Origin of the sequence: Streptacidiphilus melanogenes, assembly GCF_000787835.1 — a bacterium.
Taxonomy (GTDB): domain Bacteria; phylum Actinomycetota; class Actinomycetes; order Streptomycetales; family Streptomycetaceae; genus Streptacidiphilus; species Streptacidiphilus melanogenes.
In genome coordinates, this window is the sequence record NZ_BBPP01000001.1 from 267927 (window position 1) to 285432 (window position 17506).

Consider the following 17506-nt stretch of genomic DNA (forward strand, 5'->3'; position numbering starts at 1 on the left):
TGGGCCCGGATCGGGACGGCGGACGGGACCGGGACGAGTCGCCCGCGTCCGGGCCTGCCGCCGTGCCCGCGTCCTGTGGCCCGGACCGCGCGTCGCCCGCCTCCGGCGCAGCCGCGCCACGCCTTCGGATCAGCCGCTTCGGCGTCGCGCTGTGGGCCGCCGGCCTGCTCGCGCTCGCCGCCTACCTGTGGGCGCTGACCCGGGTCGCCCCGGCTGCCCTGGACCGGATGGGCGGACTCGGGCTCGTCTCCGTGCTCCCGCCGGTCGCGCCGGCCGCGGCCTGCGCGCTGGGCGTGCTGTTCTTCCTGGCGCTCAACTCCGTCGTGGCGCGACCGGGACTCCAGCTCTTCCTGCTGCTGGCGGCGGTTCTCGCGCTGCACGGCGCGGCCGCGCTGGTCGAGCCGGTGCCGCGCTTCCCCACCGCCTACCAGCACCTGGGTTTCGTCGACTACATCGAGCGCACCGGGCACACCCTGCCGCTCTGGGACGCCCGCTTCAGCTGGCCCGGCTTCTTCGGGCTGGCCGCACTGCTGCTGCGCACGGGCGGCGTCGACGACCCGCTGCCGGTGCTGCGCTGGAGCCAGGTCGGCTCCCAACTGCTCTGCCTGGCGGCGCTCGCGGTGCTGCTGCGCTCGCTGGGCCTGCCGCGGCGGACGCGCTGGTGCGCGCTGTGGTTCTTCGTGGTGGCCTCCTGGGTCGGCCAGGACTACTTCTCGCCGCAGGCGTTCACCTACGCGCTCTACCTCGCCTTCCTGGCCGTGGTGTCGACCGCCTTCCGGGCCCCGGAGGCGGTGGGTTCGCGGAGCCTCGGCCGGTTCGAACGGGCCCTGCTGCTGGGCCTGTTGACCGCGCTGTTCCTGGCCGCCGTCACCGCGCACCAGTTGACTCCCTTCGTGATGATCGCGGCCGTCGGGACGCTGCGCCTGGCCCGGCGCACCACGCTCAGCCTCTGGTTCGCCGTGCTGCTGGCCGCCCTGGCGGCCGGTTGGATCAGTCTCGCGGCGGAGGGCTTCTGGTCCGGCCACCTCGACACCATCTTCGGCGGCCTGGGGCAGCTCGGCGGCAACGTCAGCAGCGGCGTCGCGGACCGGGTGAGGGGCGACCCGGCGCACCAGGCCGTGCTCTACCTGCGCGTGCTGCTCAGCGGCGCGTGGTTCGGCCTCGCCGTGCTCGGCTGGTGGCGCCGCAGGCGCGCCGGCCACGGCGAACGAACGCTGCTGGTGCTGGCGTTCATGCCGTTCTTCACCCTCGGGATGCAGAGCTACGGCGGCGAGATCGCCCTGCGGGTCTTCCTGTTCGCGCTGCCCGGCGTCGCCCCGCTGGCCGCCTGCTTCTTCTACCCCTCCGAACGGCGGCCGCGCCCCGGCCGGGCGATGTCCGCGCTGGCCGTCGGCTGGGCCGTGGTCGCGGTGGCGGGGTTCGGCGTCGCCCGCTACGGCAACGAGCAGTTCGAACGGGTCACCGGCGGCGAACTCGCGGCGCTGGGCTGGGTCTACCGGCACGACCAGCCCAGTGCGCGGGTGCTGTACCTCGGACCGGTCGGGAACCCCAGCACCACGCCCGCCATCCCGTGGAACCAGCGCGGCATGGACACCATCGCGTACGTGGGCGCGGCGGCCCCGGTCGACCCCGCCGACGTCGGATCGCTGGAGGCGGCGCTCCGGGCGGCTGGACCGCAGAGCTACCTCGTCGTCACCAGCACCGAGGGAGCCGACCTCACCGCGAACGACGGCTACGCCGCCGACTGGTACGCCCGCGCCCGCACGGCCCTCGACACCGACCCTCGTCTGGTCCCCGTCGTCAGCGCTCCCGACGCGGCCCTCTACCGTCTGGCCGCGCCCCCGCCCGGTCCGGTGCCGACGGACATCGGCGTCGGTCCTGTCGGTCCGCTCGTCCACTGGACGGCTTGGACGATCGCGGAGGGGGCCCTGCTCGCGGTCCTGGCGCCCCTGCTGCTCTGGTACGAGGCGGTCCGGCTGCGGGCGGGCGCGGCGCCGGCCGGGCGCGCGAGGTGGGCGTTCCTGCTGCTGGGCGGAGGGCTGGTCGGCGGGTTCCTGGTGGCCGTCGTGGAGCGCTTCCTCACCCTGCGGTAGCCGTGGCTCTCACGGGGTGAACCAGACGATGCCGTACGGGGGGAGAGCGAGTGTGCGGCCGCCCACGGAGGTGCGGACGGCCTGCGCGGTGGTGTTCACGGCGACGCCGCGCGCGGCCTGGGCCAGCACCAGGACGCGCGGGTCGGCCGCTTCGAGCGGCACCAGGTCCGCCGTCGGCGGGAACCAGCGGGCGAACCCCTGCAGCAGCGCGAGGGGCGGCAGAGCCGTCCCCGTGCTGCTCCACAGGCAGCCGGGGCAGGCGGCGGTGCCGGTCTCCGGGTTCCAGTAGAACGCGGCGGCGACGTGCCCCTGCGCGAGGGCGATCATCCCGGCGGCCAGGACCGCGTCCCGCTCCGGCTCCGACCAGCCCGAGCCGGACGGCTCGACGTACCACTCCGTCCACCACAGCGGCAGCGACGTGCGGGCGTGGATCCACTGGCTGACGGCGGTGAACTTCGCCGTGGCGGCGAACGGGCCCTGCTCGGCGTCGCGGGCGTCACGGGGCACGGTCGAGCCGTCGACGGCGACGAAGTCGGCCCCGGCCTTGTGCTGGAGCCAGTAGTCGAACGCGGTGACCACTCGCTCGTCCAGCATCCCCCAACGGCCGTTCACCGACGAGCCGTGGCCCTCGTCCTCGGCGGCGGTTCCGGAGGCGAAGCTGTCCATGGGGAGATAGGGGCCGCCCACCTCGATGTCCTGCCGCACGGCTTTGAGCGCGCGGTACACGTCGTTGTAGAGCGCGGTGTACGCGGCCGCGTCCCACTGGTCCGCGCCATTGTCGAAGAAGCCCTTGAACTCGTTCCACACGACGAAGTCGCGCACCTGCGGGTACCTGCGGGCGACGGTCGCCGCGAGCGCGGCGAAGTCCGCGTCGTGGGCGGGGGAGGGCGCGGTCTCCAACGTCGACCAGTCCGTGGCGCCGGGCTTGCCGCCCTTCATCCAGTCCGGCGCACAGCAGAGCGTGATGATCGGCGTGCCGCCGCTGCGGGTGATCAGCGCGACCCGCGCGTCGAGCCGCGCGAAGTCGTAGACCCCGGGCGACGGCTCGGGATTGTCGGCGCCCCAGCCCATCAGCGCCTGCACCTGCGGCAGCGGCTGCTCCGCGATCAGCCGCTGCGCGGCGGCGTTGCCGTCGGCGCTGTACTGGGTGTGCGTGAACCCCCACCCGGGCGCCGTCGCGCCAACGCCTCCGCCCCCAGCGACCGGCGTCCCACTGGCCCGCCACAGCGCGAGCAGGCAGCCGAGCACCACCAGCCCGACCACCACCCCACCGCGCCTCCGGCGCCGCCCCCCGGCGTGCTCCCCCACACCTCCCATGAAAACACGTCAGATGCGCCCACCGACCAGGGCGTGAAGGGTCATTCGGTCGCTTTCGGGTGTCCGGTTCCCGCGTAGGCGATCCACGCCACGGTCAGTCGCGGATGTCGCCGTCGATGTAGACCCATGCGCCGTGGTCGCGGCGGAAGCGGCTGTGTTCGTGGAGGGCGCCGGTTGACCTGCCCTCGCGGTAGTGGGCGCGGAACTCGACCGTGCCCTCCTGGTGGAAGGGGCCGCCCTCCGTGGTGCAGAGGATCTCCAGGCGCTCCCAGTGCAGGCGGTGGTCGAGGTCGAGGGAGGCGGGGCGGGTTTCCGGGGCCCAGGTGCGCAGGAGGTAGGGGGCGTCGTGGCGGGCGAAGGCCGCGAAGCGGGAGCGCATGAGCTGTTCCGCCGTCGGGGCCTGGGCGGTGCCCGCGTGGAAGGGGCCGCAGCAGGAGGCGTAGGGCTTGCCCGTGCCGCAGGGGCAGGGCGCGGTGGAGCTGGTGGTCATGGCGTCATTCTGCCGCGTGGGCGGCGGCGTGCTGGACGAGGCGGAGGGCGACGGACGGGGCGGCCGTCCAGTGGAGGTGGAGGTAGGAGGCGTGGAGGGACGCGGCGGTGAAGCCCTCCGTGGTCAGCTTGCCGTCGTGAGTGCGCCAGCCCCACGCGGGGGAGGGGCCGGAGCCCGGCGTGGTGCGGGTGCGGTGGAACTCGTGGCCGGGGAGGCGCAGGCCGGCCGGGGCGAGGGGGCTGTCGCCGAGGGCGACGGCCTCCCGGTAGCCAAGGGTGAGGCGGGGGGACATCTCCGCCTCGGCGTCGAGGACGCCGCACATCGGCCGGCCGTCGAGTGCACGGCAGAGGTAGAGGAGACCGGCGCACTCCGCCGCGATCGGTGCTCCGGACGCGGAGAGAGCGGTGATCTCGTCGCGGAGCGCCCGGTTCGCGGAGAGCTCGGTGGCGTACACCTCAGGGAAGCCGCCCCCGATGACCAGCGCGGACGTGCGCTCAGGGAGCTTCTCGTCGTGAAGCGGGTCGAAGGTGACGACCTCCGCGCCCGCCGCCGTCAGCAGCTCCGCGTTCTCGGCGTAGGAGAAGGAGAACGCTGCACCGCCCGCAAGCGCGACCACCGGTCGCGGTTGTGACGGGGCGTCCGAATGGAGAGCAGCGATCTCGTCAGCCGCATCCCAGGGCAGGTCGGGCAGTGCGGGGGCACTGCGGGCGAGCGCGAGCAGCGCGTCCAGGTCCACCCCCGCCGCGACCAGCTCGCCCATCTCCCGGACCGCCTGCAACGCGGCGGAGTCCCGCTCCACCGCGGGCACGAGCCCGAGATGGCGCGACGGGGTCGCCACCGCGTCGGACCGCCGCAGCGCGCCCAGCACCGGCACGCCGCCGCCCTCCTCCAGGGCCTCCCGCAGCAGCGCCTCGTGCCGGTCGGAGGCGACCCGGTTCAGGATCACCCCGCCCAGCCGCACCTCCGGGTCCCAGGAGGCGAAGCCGTGCACCAGCGCCGCCACCGAGCGGCTCTGCGAGGAGCCGTCCACCACCAGCACCACCGGCGCCCGCAGCAGCTTCGCGACATGCGCCGTCGAGGCCAGCTCGCCCCGGCCGCCCGCGCCGTCGAACAGGCCCATGACGCCCTCGACCACCGCGACGTCCGCGCCCGCCGCGCCGTGCAGGAACAGCGGCGCGATCCGCTCCGGACCGCTCAGGAAGGCGTCGAGGTTGCGCCCCGGACGCCCGGTCGCGAGCGCGTGGTAGCCCGGGTCGATGTAGTCCGGTCCGACCTTGTGCGGCGAGACCCGCAGCCCGCGCGCCGTGAGCGCGGCCATCAGGCCGGTCGCCACGGTCGTCTTGCCCGTGCCCGACGCGGGCGCGGCCAGGACGACGCGCGGCACGGCCGTTACCACTCGATGCCCCGCTGCCCCTTGCGGCCCGCGTCCATCGGGTGCTTGACCTTGGTCATCTCCGTCACCAGGTCGGAGGCCGCGACGAGCTTCTCGGGGGCGTAGCGGCCGGTGATCACGATGTGCTGCGAGCCGGGCCGGTTCGCCAGCACCTCCAGCACCTCGTCCACGTCGATCCAGCCCCAGTGCAGGGGGTAGGTGAACTCGTCGAGCACGTAGAAACGGTAGGTCTCGGCGGCCAGGTCGCGCTTGACCTGCTCCCAGCCCTCGCGCGCCGCGTCCTCGGACTCGGCGATCTCGCGCTGGACCCAGGACCAGCCCTCGCCCATCTTGTGCCAGGCGACGGTCCCGCCCTCGCCGCTCGCGCCCAGCACCTTCAGCGCGTGCTCCTCGCCCACCTTCCACTTGGCGGACTTGACGAACTGGAACACCCCGATCGGCCAGCCCTGGTTCCAGGCGCGCAGCGCCATCCCGAAGGCTGCGGTCGACTTGCCCTTGCCGGGGCCGGTGTGGACGGCGAGCACGGGCAGGGTGCGGCGCTGACGCGTGGTCAGGCCGTCGTCGGGAACGCTGGTCGGCTGTCCCTGGGGCATCGCTACGCCGCCTTCTTCTGCATCGTCATCGTCTGTACCAGCGCGGTCATCGTGTCCGCGCGCAGGTCGTCCAGCCGGACGGCCGGGGCCTGCAGGTGCCTGGCCAGCTCGCCGGCGAGGCCGAGCCGCACCGGACCGCTCTCGCAGTCCACCACGACGCTCGCCGCACCCGAGGAAGCGAGCAGCCCGGCGGCGCGTCGCGCGTCGTCCAGCGCGGAGCGGGCGCCGGTGGCGCGGCCGTCCGTCACCAGCACGACGAGCGGGCGGCGCAGCGGGTCGCGCAGCCGCTCGACGCGCAGCGTCTCGTGGGCGCGCAGCAGCCCGGCCGCCAGCGGGGTCCTCCCGCCGGTGGGCAGCAGCTCCAGTCGAGCCGCGCCCGCCTCGACGGACGACGTGGGCGGCAGCAGCAGCTCGGCGGACCCGCCCCGGAAGGAGATCATCCCGATCTTGTCCCGCCGCTGGTAGGCGTCCATCAGCAGCGACAGGACCGCGCCCTTGACCGCCGACATGCGCTGCCGCGCGGCCATCGACCCGGAGGCGTCGACGACGAACAGCACGAGGTTGCCCTCACGTCCCTCCCGGACCTGTTGGCGGAAGTCGTCGCGGCGCAGCACCAGCGCCCGCCCGCTGCGGCCGCGCGCGAGCTGGTGCGGCGCGGCGGCCTGGAGCGTGGCGGCCAGGTGCAGGCGCTGGAGCGCGCCCGAGGGACGCGCGGCGCGGATGGTGTGGCCGCCGTCCGTCTCGGCACGTGAGCGGCGTCCCTGGACGCCCTGGCCGGTGCCGGGGACCTTGAACAGCCGCGTCCGGTAGGGCTGGTCGGCCGCGACGGGCGCCGCCTCGCGCGGCGCGGGCGCACCGGCGGCGGGCTGCTGCGGCTGGTCGGCGGGCGCCTCGGCCGGGCTCTCCGGGGCGGAGGACTCCAGCTCCGGCCCGTTCGGCGCGTCCTGGCCCCCGCCTCCGCCGCCCCCGTTGTCGGGACCGTCCGGCCCGTCGCCGTCGGGATCGCCCTCCGGATCGGTCTCGGGGTCCTCCCCGGCGAACTGCTGGAGCGTCTCGTCCAGCTTCTCCTCGTCCAACCCCGGTGCGTCGAACGGGTTGCGACGCCGCCGGTGCGGCAGCGCGAGCTGCGCGGCGACGCGCACGTCCTCCGCCAGCACCTGCGTCCGCCCGGCCCAGGCCGCGAGCGCGACGGCGGTGCGCGCCATCACGATGTCCGCGCGCAGCCCGTCCACCTCGAACGCCGCACACACGGCGGTGATCTGCCGCAGCGCGGCGTCACCCAGCAGCACCTGCGGCAGCAACTCCCGCGCCGTGACGATGCGCTGAGCGAGCGCCCGCTCGTCCTCCCGCCAGCGGGCGGCGAAGCCGTCCGGGTCGGCGTCGTAGGCGAGACGCCGCCGCACGACCTCGGCCCGTTGCTCCGGCTCGCGCGTCGCCGCGATCTCGACGGTGAGCCCGAAGCGGTCCAGCAGCTGCGGCCGCAGCTCGCCCTCCTCGGGATTCATCGTCCCGACCAGCAGGAAGCGCGCCGCGTGCCGCACGGAGACGCCTTCGCGCTCGACGTAGGAGCGGCCCATGGCGGCCGCGTCGAGCAGCAGGTCGACGAGGTGGTCGTGGAGCAGGTTGACCTCGTCGATGTAGAGCACGCCGCGGTGGGCGGCCGCCAACAGGCCGGGCTCGTAGGCCTTGACGCCCTCGGCGAGCGCGCGCTCCAGGTCCAGCGAGCCCACGATGCGGTCCTCGCTGACGCCGACGGGCAGCTCGACCAGCGAGGTCGGCCGCTCGCTCACCGAGGAGACGACGTGCGGCCCGTCCGGACACTGCGGGTCCGGCGCGGCCGGGTCGCAGGCGAACCGGCAGCCGGCCACGACGCCGATCGCTGGCAGCAGCCCCGCCAGCGCACGGACCATGGTCGACTTGGCGGTGCCCTTCTCGCCGCGCACCAGCACGCCTCCGACCTGCGGCGAGACCGCGTTCAGCAGCAGCGCGAGCCGTAGGTCGTCCATGCCGACGACGGCGGTGAAGGGGTAACGGGCATCGGTCAGGTCGGTCATCACTCGTCCCCTTCCAGATCGCCTTCGAGCTCCAGGTAGGTGGCCCGCAGCTGGTCCAGGGTCTCCTGGTCCGGCTCCGCCCAGAGCTTGCGCTCCGCCGCCTCCAGCAGCCGTTCGGTGATGCCGCGCAGCGCCCAGGGGTTGGACCTGCGCATGAACTCCTGGTTGGTGGGGTCGAAGACGTACTCGGCGGCGAGCTTCTCGTACATCCAGTCGTCGACCACGCCCGCCGTGGCGTCGTAGCCGAAGAGGTAGTCGACGGTCGCGGCCATCTCGAACGCGCCCTTGTAGCCGTGGCGGCGCATGGCCGCCATCCAGCGCGGGTTGACCACGCGGGCGCGGAACACGCGGTGCGTCTCCTCGCCCAGCGTGCGGGTCTTGACCTGGCTGGGCGTGGCGCTGTCGCCGACGTAGGCGGCGGGGGACTCGCCGGTCAGGTGGCGGACCATGGCCACCATGCCGCCGTGGTACTGGAAGTAGTCGTCCGCGTCGACCAGGTCGTGCTCGCGGGTGTCGACGTTCTTCGCGGCCACCGAGATGCGGCGGAACGCCTGCTCCATGTCCCCGCGCGCCGCCTGGCCGTCGAGGCCGCGTCCGTAGGCGTAGCCGCCCCAGACGGCGTAGACCTCGGCCAGGTCGGCGTCGGAGCGCCAGTTGCGGGCGTCGATCAGCGGCAGCAGGCCGGCGCCGTAGGCGCCGGGCTTGGAGCCGAAGATGCGGGCCGTCGCGCGGCGGCGGTCGCCGTGCTCGCCCGTGTCCTCGTCGACGTGGGCGCGCACGTAGTTGGCGTCGGCGGGCTCGTCCAGCTCGGCCACGGCCCGCACCGCGTCGTCCAGCAGGGCGACGACGTGCGGGAAGGCGTCGCGGAAGAAGCCGGAGATGCGGACGGTCACGTCGATGCGCGGACGGCCGAGCTCGTCCAGCGGCACGACCTCGAAGCCGGTGACCCGGCGCGAGGCGTCGTCCCACACCGGGCGGCAGCCGAGCAGCGCCAGGATCTCGGCGATGTCGTCGCCCTGGGTGCGCATGCAGGAGGTGCCCCAGACCGTGAGGCCCACGGACTTGGGGTAGGCGCCGGTGTCGTCCAGGTAGCGGGCGACGAGTGAGTCGGCGAGCGCCTGCCCGACCTCCCAACTCAGACGCGACGGGATGGCCTTGGGGTCGACCGAGTAGAAGTTCCGGCCCGTGGGCAGCACGTTGACCAGCCCGCGCGTGGGCGAGCCGGACGGCCCGGCCGGAACGTAGCCGCCGCGCAGCGCGCGCAGGATGTGATCCAACTCGTCCGTGGTGCGGGCGAGTCGCGGCACGACCTCCTCGGCTGCGAACTCCAGCACGGCGACGGCGGTGTCCAGCGGGCCGCCGAGCACCTCCAGGACCAGGGAGGGCGCGGCCTCGACGGCCCAGTCCCGCGCCTCCATGCCCTCGGCGAGCCGGCGGCACAGCTGCTCCAGCAGGTCCAGCGCGTCCGCACCGGTCCGGGCGGGGCCGTCCACCAGTGCGCCCAGCGCCTCCGACACGGCGACGACGGCGCCGGGCTCGGCGAGCAACTCCTTCTCGACCAGCCCGAAGTGGGAGGCGAGCGCGGCCCGCAGACCCGGTAGCGCGTCGGCGCGCCCGCCCCAGATCTGCGCCGAACGCAGCACCGCCAGCACCAGGTTGACCCGCGCCTCGCCCTCCGGGCCGCCGCCCAGGATGTGCAGGCCGTCGCGGATCTGCACGTCCTTGATCTCGCACAGGTAGCCGTCGATGTGCATGACGAACTCGTCGAACTCGGCGTCGTCCGGCTGCTCGTCCACGTGCAGGTCGTGGTGGAGCTCGGCGGCCTTGACGATGGTCCAGATCTGCGCGCGCACGGCCGGGGCCTTGGCCGGGTCCAGGTCGCTGACGAGCGCGTACTCGTCGAGCAGCTGCTCCAGCTTGGCCAGGTCGCCGTAGGTGTCGGCGCGGGCCATGGGCGGCACCAGGTGGTCGACGATGGTCGCGTGGCCGCGTCGCTTGGCCTGCGTGCCCTCGCCCGGGTCGTTGACGATGAACGGGTAGATCAGCGGCAGTTCGCCCAGCACCGCGTCCGGCGCGCAGCCGCGCGACAGGCCGAGTCCCTTGCCCGGCAGCCACTCCATCGTGCCGTGCTTGCCGAGGTGGACGACCGCGTCGGCGCCGAACCCGCCCGACGACGTCGCAGCCTCCAGCCAGCGGTAGGCGGCCAGGTAGTGGTGGGACGGCGGCAGGTCCGGGTCGTGGTAGATCGCGATCGGGTTCTCGCCGAAGCCGCGCGGCGGCTGGATCATCAGCACCACGTTGCCGAAGGCGAGCGAGGCGAGCACGATCTCGTCGCCGTCGACGTAGAGCTGGCCGGGGGCCTCGCCCCAGTGCTCCAGGACGCCCTCGCGCAGCTCCTCGTCCAGCGCGTCGAACCAGAGCTGGTAGTCCTTGAGCGGGACGCGCGCGGGCGCGGCCCGCAGCTGCTCCTCCGTCAGCCACTCCACGTCGTGGCCACCCGCCGCGATGAGCGAGTGGATCAGCTCGTCGCCGCCCGCGGGGTAGCCGTCGACGGTGTAGCCCGCGCCGCGCAGCGCGTCGAGCAGGCGGACGGCCGAGGCCGGGGTGTCCAGGCCGACGGCGTTGCCGACGCGGGAGTGCTTGGTCGGGTAGGCGGTGAAGACGATCGCGAGCTTCTTCTCGGCGTTCGGCTTGTGGCGCAGCGCCGCGTGCCGCAGCGCGATCCCGGCGACCCGCGCGGCGCGCTCCTCGTCGGCGACGTAGACGGGGATGCCGTCGGCGCCGGTCTCCTTGAACGAGAACGGGACGGAGATCAGCCGGCCGTCGAACTCGGGGATGGCGACCTGCATGGCCGCGTCCATCGGCGACAGCGCGGCGTCCGACTCGTCCCAGACCGCGCGCGAGGTGGTCAGGCAGAGCCCCTGGATCACGGGGATGTCCAGCTCGGCGAGCTGCCCGATGTCCCAGCTCTCCTCGCCGTCCCCGCCCGCCGACGCGTCGGCGGCCACGGTCCCACCGGCGGCCAGCACGGTCGCGACCAACGCGTCGCACCTCCCCACCAGCTCGAACAGCCCGGCGTCCGCGCCGCGCAGCGAACCGCAGTAGATGGGCAGGGCGTTGCCGCCCCGGGCCTCGATCGCCTCTGTCAGGGTGTCCACGAAGGCGGTGTTCCCGGACAGTTCGTGGGCGCGGTAGAAGAGCACCCCCACGGTGGGGCGGCCATCCCGCAGTTCAGCGTCCCCCCGAACGCCGAACTGCGGCATGGCCTCGGGCGGGGCGAAGCCCTCGCCGGTCAGCAGGACCGTGTCGGACAGGAACCGGGCCAGCTCGGCGAGGTTGGCCTGGGCGCCCTCGACGAGGTAGCGCAGTGCCTCGGCGACGACACCGGCCGGGGCCGAGGACATCCCCATCAGCTCGGCGTCGGGCACCGCCTCGCCGCCCAGCAGCACGGTCGGCAGACCGGACGCGGCGATCGCCGCCAGTCCGTCCTCCCAGGCGCGGCGGCCGCCGAGCAGGCGGACCACGACCACGTCCGCGTCGGCGAGCAGCCCGGGGAGCTCGGCGGCCACGTCCGTCCTGGTCGGGTTGCCGATCAGGTAGCGCGCGCCGGACGCGCGGGCCGCGAGCAGGTCGGTGTCGGCGGTCGACAGCAGCAGGACGGTGGTCCCGCGCTCCGCCGCGCCGTCCTGCCGACTCCCGGCTTCCTGGGACCTGGCTTCCTGGGTAGGGGCCACCCGGTCAACTCCCTTGTTCACAGTGCTTGTCGATGTGGTCTCGGTGCTCATGCGGGCGCCCCCGGGGGGACGAACGGCAGGCCCTGCGGCGCGCCGTCCTCGATCAGCCGCCACAGCGCGTCGGTGTCGGCGTGCTCGGCGATCAGGTCGCCGAGCCGGTCCAGCCGCTCCTCGCGGGCGGCGGCGAAGCAGGTGTCGGGCGCGGGGACGAAGTCCCGTCCGGAGGCCGCGGCGATCTCGCGCAGGAAGGCGCGGCGGAAGCCGTCGTTCTCGAGCGCGCCGTGCCAGGTCGTGCCCCAGACGGAGCCCGCGCGGCAGCCGTCCAGCCACGGTTCCCCGCCCTCGACGGCGGCGACGCCGTGGTGGATCTCGTAGCCGTGCACGACCTCGCCGTAGCCCTCGCCGACCGGCCGGGCCAGCGTCTTCTCCCGCGCGAACGTGATGTGCACGGGCAGCAGTCCGAGCCCGTCCACCGCGCCCTGCTTCGACTCGAAGCGGTCGTCGATCGTCCGCGCCAGCATCTGGTAGCCGCCGCAGACGCCCAGCACGGGCAGGCCGCGCGCCGCCCGCTCGGCGACGGCCCGGTCCAGGCCCTGGTCGCGCAGCCAGGCGAGGTCGGCGACGGTGGCGCGGGTGCCGGGCAGGACGACCAGGTCGGCGTCGGCCAGCTCCTCGGGCCGGGTCGCCCAGCGGACCAGCACGCCCGGCTCCTGCGCGAGCGCGTCGATGTCCGTGAAGTTCGACAGACGCGGCAGCCGCACCACGGAGACCCGCAGCACGTCGGAGCCGACCGCAGGACCGGAGGAGCCGCGCGCCATGACCCCGGCCAGGTCGAGGGAGTCCTCCGCGTCCAGCCACAGGCCGGGCAGCATCGGCAGCACACCCAGCGCCGGACGGTGCGTCACCTGGCGCAGCATGTCCAGGCCGGGCCGGAGCAGCCGCGCGTCGCCGCGGAACTTGTTCACCAGCCACCCGGCGATGTGCGCCTGGTCCTCGGCGGAGAGCAGCGCGAGGGTGCCGAACATGGATGCGAAGACGCCGCCGCGGTCGATGTCACCGACTACCACCACGGGCAGGTCGGCGGCGACGGCGAGGCCCATGTTGGCGATGTCGCGGTCGCGCAGGTTGATCTCGGCGGGGGAGCCGGCGCCCTCGCAGATCACCACGTCGTGACGGCTGCGCAGGTCGGCGAGGCAGTCGAGGGCGATCCGCAGCAGCGCGGGCTTGCGGTCGCGGTAGTCCAGCGCGCCGACCTCGGCGACGGGCTTGCCCAGCACGACGACCTGGCTGCGCCCGTCGCCGCCGGGCTTGAGCAGCACCGGGTTCATCGCCGCCTCCGGCTCGAGCCCGGCCGCGGCCGCCTGCATCGCCTGCGCGCGGCCGATCTCGGCGCCGTCCAGGGTGACGAAGGAGTTCAGCGACATGTTCTGTGCCTTGAACGGCGCGACCTTGACTCCCTGCCGCCTCAGCCAGCGGCAGATGCCCGCCGTGACGACGCTCTTGCCCGCGTCCGATGTCGTCCCGGCGACCAGCAGTGCGCCGCTCACTTCCTCGCCCCCTTCAGCAGGGCCACCGTCACGGTGGCCGCCAGCGCCAGCGCCCCGACCCGGCGCGACAGCCGGCAGGCGCGTTCCACGTCCGCGACCGCGACCGGTCGCAACTCGGCCCCGAGCACCGGTCGGTGTTCGGTTCTGTCCCCGTACTGGAGCGTGCCCCCGAGGCGGACGCCCAACGCGCCCGCGAAGGCCGACTCGGCATGCCCGGCGTTCGGGCTCGGGTGTGACGCGGCGTCACGCCGCCACACCCGCCAGGTCCGGCCCCGGTCCTCGCTCGCGGCGACGGTCAGCAGCGCGGTGAGCCGCGCGCCCGGCCACCCCACGACGTCGTCCAGGCGGGCCGAGGCCCACCCGAAGCGGATCAGCCGCGGCGAGCGGTGACCGACCATCGCGTCCAGGGTGTTGACGGCCCGGAAGGCGAGCAGGCCGGGCGTCCCGGCGAGGGCGCCCCAGGCGAGCGCGTTGACGACGGCGTCGGCGGTGTTCTCGGCGACGGACTCCACGACGGCGCGTGCGAGCTGCTGCTCGTCCAGCCGGCTCGGGTCGCGCCCGCACAGGTGCGGCAGGCGGCCGCGCGCTGCCTCGACGTCCCCGCGCTCCAGCGCGCCCGCGATGACGCGCGCCTCACGCGTGAGCGACGCGCCGCCGAGCACGGTCCACGTCGCGGCGGCGGCGAGGGCCGCCTGCGCGGCGGGGGAGCGCCGCGTCGCGCACTGGGCGACGAGCGCGGCGGCCGTGACGCTGCCGACGGCGGCGAGTGTGAAGGCGGCTCCCGCGCCGCGATGGTCGCGGTACAGGCGCTTCTCCAACGCGCCAGCGAACCGTCCGAAGCCCGCTACGGGATGACCACGTCGGGGGTCGCCGAACACGGCGTCGGCGGCGTAACCCGCCAGGGCCCCGAACGCGAAGGCATAAGCGCTGCGCGCGCGACTGCGCACCGGTGCGTGTCCTCACTCAGGGTCCGCGCCCTGGATCGACGATCCGAAGGCGAGAGTCTCCTGGCTTCCGGATCGACGCACCGGCGGGCCTTCCAGCAGCATGGCGCTGCCGTGACCGTCGTTCGCAGGTGCTCCCCGGTGACAGTGGCGGGACCGCGCCGGATTCGCACCGGCTTCCTCTCCTTGCCTCCGATTGGCGTAAAGATCCCACCATGTCGCCGGAGGCAGCGTCAACCGGCCCCGCCGGTGTCACCGGTCACTGTCAGGAGCGCGGCTTGTTGAGCAGTTCCACGGCCTTCTGGAGGGCCTGATCGGCGGGGCTCGCGGGCGGACGGAGGACATGATCCTCGAACCAGGAGAGACCGAGGATGAGGAAGAGTCCCAGCGGGGCGACAAGCAGGCACAAGATGACAGACATGGGCACCCCAAGGTGTCGAATGCTGCTGCGGCCTGGACGGACCCCGATCCGTCCTTCCACAAGCGTCCGACAAACGGAACATTTCTGCACCTTGGGGAACCACCAGGGGCGGGGGGTCGCGCCCTGCGGTCAGTACCTGCCTGAGATCGCGTCCGCGACCTTCGCCACGGGGGAGGTGTGCGCGCGGCCGTCGCGTTCCTGGCGGTCGGCGAAGTGGTAGGCCGCGTACATACCGTGGACACCCATCCAGCGCAGCGGCTCCGGCTCCCACTTGCGGACCTTGTGGTCCACCCACGGCAGCGCCGTCAGCTCCGTGTGCTCGCCCAGCACCAGGTCGCGCAGCGTCCGCGCGGCGAGGTTGGTCGTGGTGACGCCGCTGCCGACGTAGCCGCCGGCCCAGCCGAGGCCGGTCGCGGGGTCGGCGGCGACCGTCGAGCACCAGTCGCGGGGCACGCCCAGCACGCCCGACCAGGCCTGGTCGACGGCGACGCCCTCGGCCGCGGGGAAGAAGCGGGTCAGGATCTCCGTCAGCTGCTCGACGGTCTTCGGCTGGGTCGAGCCGTCGTTGTCGGTGCGCGAGCCGAAGCGGTAGGGGACGCCGCGCCCGCCGAGGGCGATCCGGTCGTCCGCGGTCCGCTGCGCGTACATGTACGCGTGCGCGAAGTCGCCCAGCGTCTCGCGGCCGTCCCAGCCGACGGAGTCCCAGAACGAGGCAGGGAGCGGCGCGGTGACGATCATGGAGGAGTTCATCGGCAGCCACGAGCGCTTCTCGCCCTGCAGGTTGGCGGTGAAGCCCTCGGTGCAGCGCAGCACGAACTTCGCGGAGACGGTGCCGCGTCCGGTGACCGCGCGGGCGGGGACCGTGCCGCGGGTCGGGTGGATCTCGGTGACCGCCGTCTGCTCGTAGATCTTCACGCCCAGGCGCTCGGCCGCCCGCGCGAGGCCGAGGACCAGCTTGGCGGGCTGGATGCGGGCGCCGTGCGGCGTCCAACTCCCCCCGAGGACACCGGAGACGGCGATCCGCTCGGACGCCTCCGCGGCCGTCAGGCGCTGCACCTCCGTCTCGCCGTAGGCGTGCTCGCCGGCCACGAAGGCGTCGAGGCGCTCGACCTGCGCGGGGGTGAGCGCGACCTCCAGGACGCCGCCCTTGGTCTGGTCCGCCTCGATGTCCTCCGCGGCGCAGACGCGCAGCACCTCGTCCACGGAGGCGTTCATCGCCTGCTGCATGGCGACGGCGCGCGGCTTGCCGTAGCGCTTGGCGAAGACCGAACGCCCCGCGAAGCCGTTGTAGAGCCAGCCGCCGTTGCGCCCGGAGGCGCCGTAGCCGCAGAAGCGCTGCTCCAGGACGGCGACCCGGAGTGCGGGATCGGCCTGCTTGAGGTAGTAGGCCGTCCACAGGCCGGTGTAGCCGCCGCCGACGACGGCGACGTCGACCTCGGTGGAGCCCTCCAGCGCGGCGCGCGGCACGGGGAGGCCGATGGCGGAGTACCAGAAGGAGACACCGCCGTTGACGGTGGTGGACGTGGCCACGTAAGACCTGCTTCCGTCTGCAACTCGGCTGAGCTGTCTTGGCTGTCTTGCTGCTGTCCTGCTCGGGTGCGGGCACGCTATCCGGGCCTGCGAGCTGCGGCAATGCACAGAGTGTCAAGGTCCGGGCGAGTTCTTCGGACAAACCGTCGACTGGACGGGCGGCGTGTCGACCCGCCCCGTTAGGACCTCTCCCGGTGGCGGGCGGCTTCCCGGGGTACTGGGATGGAGAGAACATCCGCGAGCGTCCATCGGGAGAGCGACATGCGTTGGGGCAAGGCAGCCGTCGTGGTCACCGCCTCCGCCGTCGGCGCGGGTGTGGTGGCGCTCATCGCGGGACGAGTGGTCTCGGAGATCTCGGTGCGGGCCGGCGGCGCGGCGCCCGCCTCGGCCGGGGGCCTGCGCGTGCACTCCGTGGAGCCGGACCGGGTGGAGCTCACCCGCGCCCCCGAGACGGAGCGCCCGGGCGTCTGGGCGCTGGAGTGGGGCGCCGACGGCCATGTCGTCGTCGGCGACGTGCTCGCCCGGACCGCGCAGACCGTCGTCCGCGCGGTCCTTCCGGGCGGCACGGCGCTGCCGGAGCCCGGCGAGAAGGTGGTGCTGACGCCGTGGGTGCTGCGCGGGGATCCCCGCTCCGCGCTGGGGCTGGACTTCTCCGAGACGGCCGTCGCCACCGAGCTGGGCGCGATGCCCGCGTGGTACCTCCCGGGCCTGCGCGACCCGTGGGTGATCGCCGTCCACGGCATGGGCGCGGACCGGGCCCAGGTGCTGCCGCTGCTGCCGGTCTTCGAGGACTTCAAGCTGCCGGTGCTGAGCGTCAGCTACCGCAACGACCCCGGCGCCCCGCCGTCGCCCGACGGCATCGGACACTTCGGCGAGACGGAGTGGCGCGACGTCGAGGCGGCGATCCGCCTGGCCGTGGACTCCGGCGCGAGCCGCGTCCTGCTGTACGGCTGGGGCCTCGGCGCGACGATGGCCATGTACGCCGCGGAGCGCTCCGCCTGGCGCGACTACGTGCGCGGCCTCGTCCTCGACTCCCCGGTCCTCGACTTCCGCACCTCGACGCGGCGACGGGCCACCCGGCTGGGCGTCCCGCAGCCCCTCGCGGAGCTCGGCACACTGGCGGCCCAGGGCCGCGCCGACGTCGACACCGCCGGCTTCGACCACCTCGCCTCCGGCGACGGCCTCCACGTCCCGGCCCTGGTCCTGCACAGCCCCGACGACACCATCGCCCCGATCGAACCCGTCCGCCGCCTCGCCCGCCGCCGCGACGACCTCGTCCTCTTCCGCGAGTTCCCGGGCACGGAGCACGAGGCGTTGTGGAACGCCGACCCGCACGGCTACGAGGACGTCCTGCGACGGTTCGTCACGCCGCTGCTGTAGGACCCGGCGC

General features: G+C 74.1%; 11 protein-coding genes, 1 pseudogene and 1 riboswitch. Of the genes and pseudogenes, 2 read left to right on the top strand and 10 right to left on the bottom strand.

The genetic code is table 11. The features are described 5' to 3' along the window. Nucleotides 1-2093 (top strand): annotated as a pseudogene (locus tag TR49_RS43455) (lipopolysaccharide biosynthesis protein); the annotation flags it as partial. Between the two features lie 9 nt (nucleotides 2094-2102). Here the strand turns inward: TR49_RS43455 and TR49_RS01200 are convergent. The 10 genes from TR49_RS01200 to TR49_RS01240 all read right to left on the bottom strand — a co-directional run bounded on the left by TR49_RS01200 (nucleotide 2103) and on the right by TR49_RS01240 (nucleotide 16116). Further along, a complete protein-coding gene (locus tag TR49_RS01200; protein ID WP_052433853.1) occupies nucleotides 2103-3410 on the bottom strand; it encodes a GH39 family glycosyl hydrolase in 1308 nt (435 codons plus the stop codon). 94 nt (nucleotides 3411-3504) lie between these two features. After that, complete coding sequence (locus TR49_RS01205) at nucleotides 3505-3900, bottom strand: YchJ family protein (protein ID WP_042376081.1); 396 nt, start codon at nucleotides 3898-3900, stop codon at nucleotides 3505-3507. Nucleotides 3901-3904: 4 nt separating this feature from the next. Beyond that, nucleotides 3905-5284 carry a cobyrinic acid a,c-diamide synthase CobB gene (locus TR49_RS01210; protein WP_236653159.1) on the bottom strand — a complete coding sequence of 460 codons (1380 nt, stop codon included), beginning with the start codon at nucleotides 5282-5284 and terminating at the stop codon, nucleotides 3905-3907. A gap of 5 nt (nucleotides 5285-5289) precedes the next feature. Beyond that, entirely contained in the window at nucleotides 5290-5886 is a 597-nt protein-coding gene (cobO, locus tag TR49_RS44870; protein ID WP_042376084.1) for a cob(I)yrinic acid a,c-diamide adenosyltransferase, read from the bottom strand. 2 nt (nucleotides 5887-5888) lie between these two features. Next, on the bottom strand, nucleotides 5889-7940 hold the full coding sequence (locus tag TR49_RS01220; RefSeq protein ID WP_042376086.1) for a putative cobaltochelatase: 2052 nt from the start codon (nucleotides 7938-7940) through the stop codon (nucleotides 5889-5891). Next, nucleotides 7940-11590: a cobaltochelatase subunit CobN gene (gene cobN / locus TR49_RS01225; protein WP_236653179.1), complete on the bottom strand. Its 3651-nt coding sequence runs from the start codon at nucleotides 11588-11590 to the stop codon at nucleotides 7940-7942. Before cobN ends, TR49_RS01220 begins: the two co-directional genes overlap by 1 nt. 131 nt (nucleotides 11591-11721) lie before the next feature. Continuing rightward, nucleotides 11722-13221 (bottom strand): cobyric acid synthase, encoded by a 1500-nt coding sequence (locus TR49_RS01230; RefSeq protein ID WP_042376088.1) that lies wholly within the window; start codon nucleotides 13219-13221, stop codon nucleotides 11722-11724. After that, nucleotides 13218-14168 carry a cobalamin biosynthesis protein gene (locus TR49_RS01235; protein WP_042376089.1) on the bottom strand — a complete coding sequence of 317 codons (951 nt, stop codon included), beginning with the start codon at nucleotides 14166-14168 and terminating at the stop codon, nucleotides 13218-13220. Before TR49_RS01235 ends, TR49_RS01230 begins: the two co-directional genes overlap by 4 nt. Nucleotides 14169-14199: 31 nt before the next feature. Next, a riboswitch (cobalamin riboswitch) is annotated at nucleotides 14200-14374 on the bottom strand. A 56-nt stretch (nucleotides 14375-14430) separates the two neighbouring features. Further along, entirely contained in the window at nucleotides 14431-14586 is a 156-nt protein-coding gene (locus tag TR49_RS43460) for a hypothetical protein (protein ID WP_160311070.1), read from the bottom strand. A 129-nt stretch (nucleotides 14587-14715) separates the two neighbouring features. Further along, nucleotides 14716-16116: an NAD(P)/FAD-dependent oxidoreductase gene (locus TR49_RS01240; protein ID WP_042376090.1), complete on the bottom strand. Its 1401-nt coding sequence runs from the start codon at nucleotides 16114-16116 to the stop codon at nucleotides 14716-14718. Nucleotides 16117-16377: 261 nt separating this feature from the next. Here TR49_RS01240 and TR49_RS01245 point away from each other — a divergent pair, with 261 nt between their 5' ends. Then, a complete protein-coding gene (locus TR49_RS01245) occupies nucleotides 16378-17496 on the top strand; it encodes an alpha/beta hydrolase family protein (protein ID WP_042376092.1) in 1119 nt (372 codons plus the stop codon). The last annotated feature ends 10 nt before the right edge of the window (nucleotides 17497-17506 follow it).

Coding starts and splice junctions, on each gene's coding strand:
- cobO (WP_042376084.1), bottom strand. CDS start 5,886: ATGCCCCAGGGACAGCCGACCAGCGTTCCCGACGACGGCCTGACCACG.
- TR49_RS01220 (WP_042376086.1), bottom strand. CDS start 7,940: ATGACCGACCTGACCGATGCCCGTTACCCCTTCACCGCCGTCGTCGGC.
- TR49_RS01200 (WP_052433853.1), bottom strand. CDS start 3,410: ATGGGAGGTGTGGGGGAGCACGCCGGGGGGCGGCGCCGGAGGCGCGGT.
- TR49_RS43460 (WP_160311070.1), bottom strand. CDS start 14,586: ATGTCTGTCATCTTGTGCCTGCTTGTCGCCCCGCTGGGACTCTTCCTC.
- TR49_RS01245 (WP_042376092.1), top strand. CDS start 16,378: ATGCGTTGGGGCAAGGCAGCCGTCGTGGTCACCGCCTCCGCCGTCGGC.
- TR49_RS01205 (WP_042376081.1), bottom strand. CDS start 3,900: ATGACCACCAGCTCCACCGCGCCCTGCCCCTGCGGCACGGGCAAGCCC.